At 50.6% G+C, this 3,791-nt stretch carries 5 protein-coding genes; 4 read left to right on the top strand and 1 reads right to left on the bottom strand.

Going from position 1 to position 3,791, the window contains the following annotated elements:
* The first annotated feature begins 57 nt into the window (after window positions 1-57).
* Genes QVP03_RS11575 through QVP03_RS11560 form a run of 4 tightly spaced genes read left to right on the top strand, consistent with a single transcriptional unit; the run spans window position 58 to window position 2,821 of the window.
* The gene (locus QVP03_RS11575) at window positions 58-675 is read left to right on the top strand and encodes an eCIS core domain-containing protein (RefSeq protein WP_022333575.1); all 618 of its coding nucleotides are present in this window, start codon (window positions 58-60) and stop codon (window positions 673-675) included.
* A gap of 12 nt (window positions 676-687) precedes the next feature.
* Window positions 688-1,245, top strand: a complete 558-nt coding sequence (locus QVP03_RS11570) for a hypothetical protein (RefSeq protein ID WP_141417948.1) — start codon at window positions 688-690, stop codon at window positions 1,243-1,245.
* Entirely contained in the window at window positions 1,242-2,525 is a 1,284-nt protein-coding gene (locus QVP03_RS11565; RefSeq protein ID WP_022333573.1) for an ATP-binding protein, read from the top strand. Before QVP03_RS11570 ends, QVP03_RS11565 begins: the two co-directional genes overlap by 4 nt.
* Window positions 2,522-2,821, top strand: coding sequence for a hypothetical protein (locus tag QVP03_RS11560; protein WP_276791529.1), 300 nt, complete (start codon window positions 2,522-2,524; stop codon window positions 2,819-2,821). The genes QVP03_RS11565 and QVP03_RS11560 overlap by 4 nt, the downstream gene beginning before the upstream one ends.
* A gap of 123 nt (window positions 2,822-2,944) precedes the next feature.
* Here the strand turns inward: QVP03_RS11560 and QVP03_RS11555 are convergent.
* A partial coding sequence (locus tag QVP03_RS11555; RefSeq protein ID WP_288210793.1) for an aldose epimerase family protein occupies window positions 2,945-3,791 on the bottom strand: 847 nt, incomplete at its 5' end.

Below are 3,791 nucleotides of genomic sequence, written 5' to 3'. Positions count from 1 at the left end.
ACCGACTTGCCCGCTTTTACGGGACAGTAGTGATAAATAAACTAAAAATTTATAATCATGGAAGCGGAAAAAACGTATCGGAACAAAGTGGCACGCATCATCCAGCAAAAGCGCGGTGGCAAGAGCGCATTGGAGTTTGCGGACAACCGTCAGAACAGGATGCTTCAGGCCTTAGCCGAACCGGTGCAGCGCCTCGAAGACGAGGATGAAATGTTACAAGGGAAGTTCGAAAATCCTGTACAAAGGGAGGAGGACGAAGCCGAACTTCTGCAAGGCAAGTTCGAGCAACCGGCACAACGCTTGGGCGATGAAGAAGATGATGAACTTATGCAGGGAAAATTTGAAACTCCCGAACAGAAAAGGAACGAGACCGGTATGTCCGACAACCTGAAAGCCGGTATCGAAGACCTTTCCGGATTTGCAATGGACGATGTTCGGGTGCATTACAACTCTCCGGAACCGGCTACGGTACAGGCATTAGCCTACACACAAGGAACGGATATTTATGTCGCTCCCGGACAGGAACAGCACCTGCCGCACGAGGCATGGCATGTTGCGCAGCAGATGGCAGGGCGTGTAGAGCCTACCACCGAAGTGAGCGGATTGCCGGTGAACGACTGTATCGAACTCGAACACGAGGCCGATGTGATGGGTGCGAGAGCGAACAACTACTAAAATTCAGAGGTTATGAAAGAGTCTGTTTTGATGCATAAATCAAGCAGAACCATAGATGCTGGGAAAAGGAAAAATCATTTTTCACACGCTAATATTAGTTTAATTCAGCGGCATGTCAATATGCGAGGACATATATACGATTACTTTACGGATTTCACGGAGGCATTTGCCAAGCATTTCAGAATAAGAAACTGGGAGATTCCTCAATTGATATGGAATTATCTTGTTCTTGCATTTTACAATGACTTTTACTTTGCATCCTATAATGACATTATTGCTAATGTAATTCCGCAACAGAACAGACATTTGCCTATTAATCTATTTTATATGATTAATAACAGCAGATGTACTATAAATATGACTGGGAGCAGAAATGCAGATTATCAGCAAGCTAATTTGTTTTACCAAAATCCAGGCAACCTTATCTGGCATCATATTGAAGGAGTCCGTTATAACAGAGGCAACTATAACTGCGATATGATTCTCACTATTCCTATGTATCATGCACAGCAACATATTGGAGCAGTAAAAGAATATGAAATATTAACAGGTAATCATTATAATCCATGACTGAGCATATCGAGTGGTTTGAAGCGGTGCTTAATGTGACGGTCGGGGTATATTTTCGGCAGCAGGGCTTTGAGAATGCCTCCGTAAGTCAGTTGGGACTGCCTTCCGGAAAATGGTTGGAAGAGTTGACCGACCGTAAAGATATTTCATTTGATGAGAGGGTCGTTGTGATGCTTGCCTTGATGCCGCACATCAAGCCCCAGGCTCTCGATACTTTCTTTCTTCAAAATGGGACTCTCGACAGGCAGTTTACTCAGTTCGGCGGCTGGAAAGGTCTGTCGCACGGAGGCTTTCTGCCAACAGGAGAAACTGCGGCATTCATCATTGCAGGCGATGACACGATAAAGCGTTGCGATGTTGTGCGTATGTTCCAGCGCAACCATTGGTTCTATACCTCAAATATTTTGCGATTGGAGGGAGCAAACGAAGGAGAACCATTTCTTAGTGGACAACTGCGAGTGTCGGAAGAGTTCCTGAGTCATGTGCTGCTTGACAGAGAGTACAAGCCCGATTACAGCATCGGTTTCCCTGCCAAGCGTATTACCACGCCTTTGGAGTGGGAAGACATAATACTGGATTACAATACGCATGAGGCGCTGGAAGAAATCAATACATGGATGGAACACCAGCATACCATCATGGAGGATTGGGGCTTGAAAAGAATCCTCAAACCCGGCTACCGAGCCTTGTTCTACGGCCCTCCGGGAACAGGTAAGACCCTTGCCGCCACCTTGCTCGGCAAGAAGAACAACATGGATGTGTATCGCGTGGACTTGTCTATGATTGTATCAAAGTATATCGGCGAAACGGAAAAGAACCTCGCCAAGGTATTCGATATGGCGGAGAACCGCAACTGGATTCTCTTCTTCGACGAGGCGGATGCCCTTTTCGGCAAACGCACCTCGACCAACACGTCCAACGACCGCCATGCCAACCAGGAAGTAGCCTACCTGTTACAGCGCATTGAAGATTTTCCCGGCACGGTTATCCTTGCCACCAACTTGAAATCCAATATCGACGAAGCCTTTTCCCGCCGGTTCCAGTCCATCATCTACTTTCCGATGCCTGATGAGGAACTTCGTGCCGTCCTCTGGCGCAATATGCTCCCGAAACAATGGCTCGGCGATGATGCCGAAGAACTCATCGCCACCGCCGCCCAGGCCGAACTATCCGGAGGCTCGATTGCAAACGTGGTACGAAGGTGTGCTATCAGGATAATTTATTATAAAAAATTAAATAATCTGATGCTGCAAGATTGTATCAATATGGAAAAAGAGTGATAATTATAGAGTTGTCTGTTAATTTCCATAAAGAATTTACGGATTACATTGCCGGCTCAATTAAACATGTCTATTACAACGATAAAATTATTGTGGCGCAGCAAGACTCCTTGGGACAGCCTACATGGTATATTATCCAACCCCGGGAATACGATTATTTGAACGGCGCATGGGATGACAGGATCATAGGCCCAGTCAGCACCGAACAACGCGACAGCGTGCCGAGAAAGGCCAACATCCGCATGCAAGACCTGCGGCATAACGATTACACGACCTGGCGCTTCCCAAAGGATTAAAATGGGTTCCGAATAACGGAAATGCATCCGGCCTTAAATATTTTGAGCATTCCCCTATTACGATACTACGACACACCCGGACTCGCAAGACGAACCCGGGGGTGTCTATGATATGGATATCCCCTACCGGGTGCTGAACTTGTAGACACAGACATGGCGGTAGCGCTGGCCGGGGCCGAGCACCGTCGAGGGGAAGCCGGGATGGTTGGGGCTGTCGGGGAAGTGCTGGGTTTCGAGCGCCAGCGAAGCGCGGCGGCCGTAGGATTTGCCGCCCTTGCCGACCAGGGAGCCGTCGAAGAAATTACCGCCGTAGAACTGGATGCCCGGTTCGGTCGTCCAAACCTCCATATAACGCCCCGCAGCGGGTTCATAGACCGTAGCCGCCAGCTCCAGGTCATGGGTGCTCCTGCGCGACAGCACCCAATTGTGGTCGTAGCCGTGGCCGTGGCGGAGCTGTTCGAAATCGGCATCGAGGCGCGACCCGATCGGTGCCGGACGGCGGAAATCCATCGGCGTGCCTTCGACGGGCATCAGGCGGCCGGTGGGGATGAGCGTCGAATCGACGGGCGTGAAGAAATCGGCGGCGATCATCAGCTCATGGTCGTTGATCGGCGGCCCGCCCGCCCCGTGCAGGTTGAAGAACGAGTGGTGCGTGAGGTTGACGACCGTACGGCGGTCGGTCGTGGCCTCGTGTGTGATGACGAAGCTGTTGTCGTCGGTCAGCTCGTAGGTCATCGTAACCTTCAGGTTCCCGGGGTATCCCTGATCGCCGTCGGGCGAGAGGCAGGCCAATACGATCTTCTGCGGCGTCACCTCGACGACATCCCACACAACCATGTCGAAGCCCTTGGCACCGCCGTGCAGGCTGTTGGGGCCGTCGTTCAGAGGCAGCGTATACTCCTTCCCGTCGAGCGTAAATCGCCCTGCGGCGATACGATTGCCGTAACGGCCGATGGTCGCGCCGGAGCAC

The organism is Alistipes sp. CAG:29, from assembly GCF_000435435.1.
GTDB lineage: Bacteria > Bacteroidota > Bacteroidia > Bacteroidales > Rikenellaceae > Alistipes > Alistipes onderdonkii.
This window is presented reverse-complemented; position numbering and strand designations above follow the sequence as displayed.

What these genes read in the sequence shown, in the direction of transcription:
- QVP03_RS11575 (WP_022333575.1), top strand. Translation starts at nt 58, where the DNA reads ATGGAAGCGGAAAAAACGTATCGGAACAAAGTGGCACGCATCATCCAG.
- QVP03_RS11570 (WP_141417948.1), top strand. Translation starts at nt 688, where the DNA reads ATGAAAGAGTCTGTTTTGATGCATAAATCAAGCAGAACCATAGATGCT.
- QVP03_RS11565 (WP_022333573.1), top strand. Translation starts at nt 1,242, where the DNA reads ATGACTGAGCATATCGAGTGGTTTGAAGCGGTGCTTAATGTGACGGTC.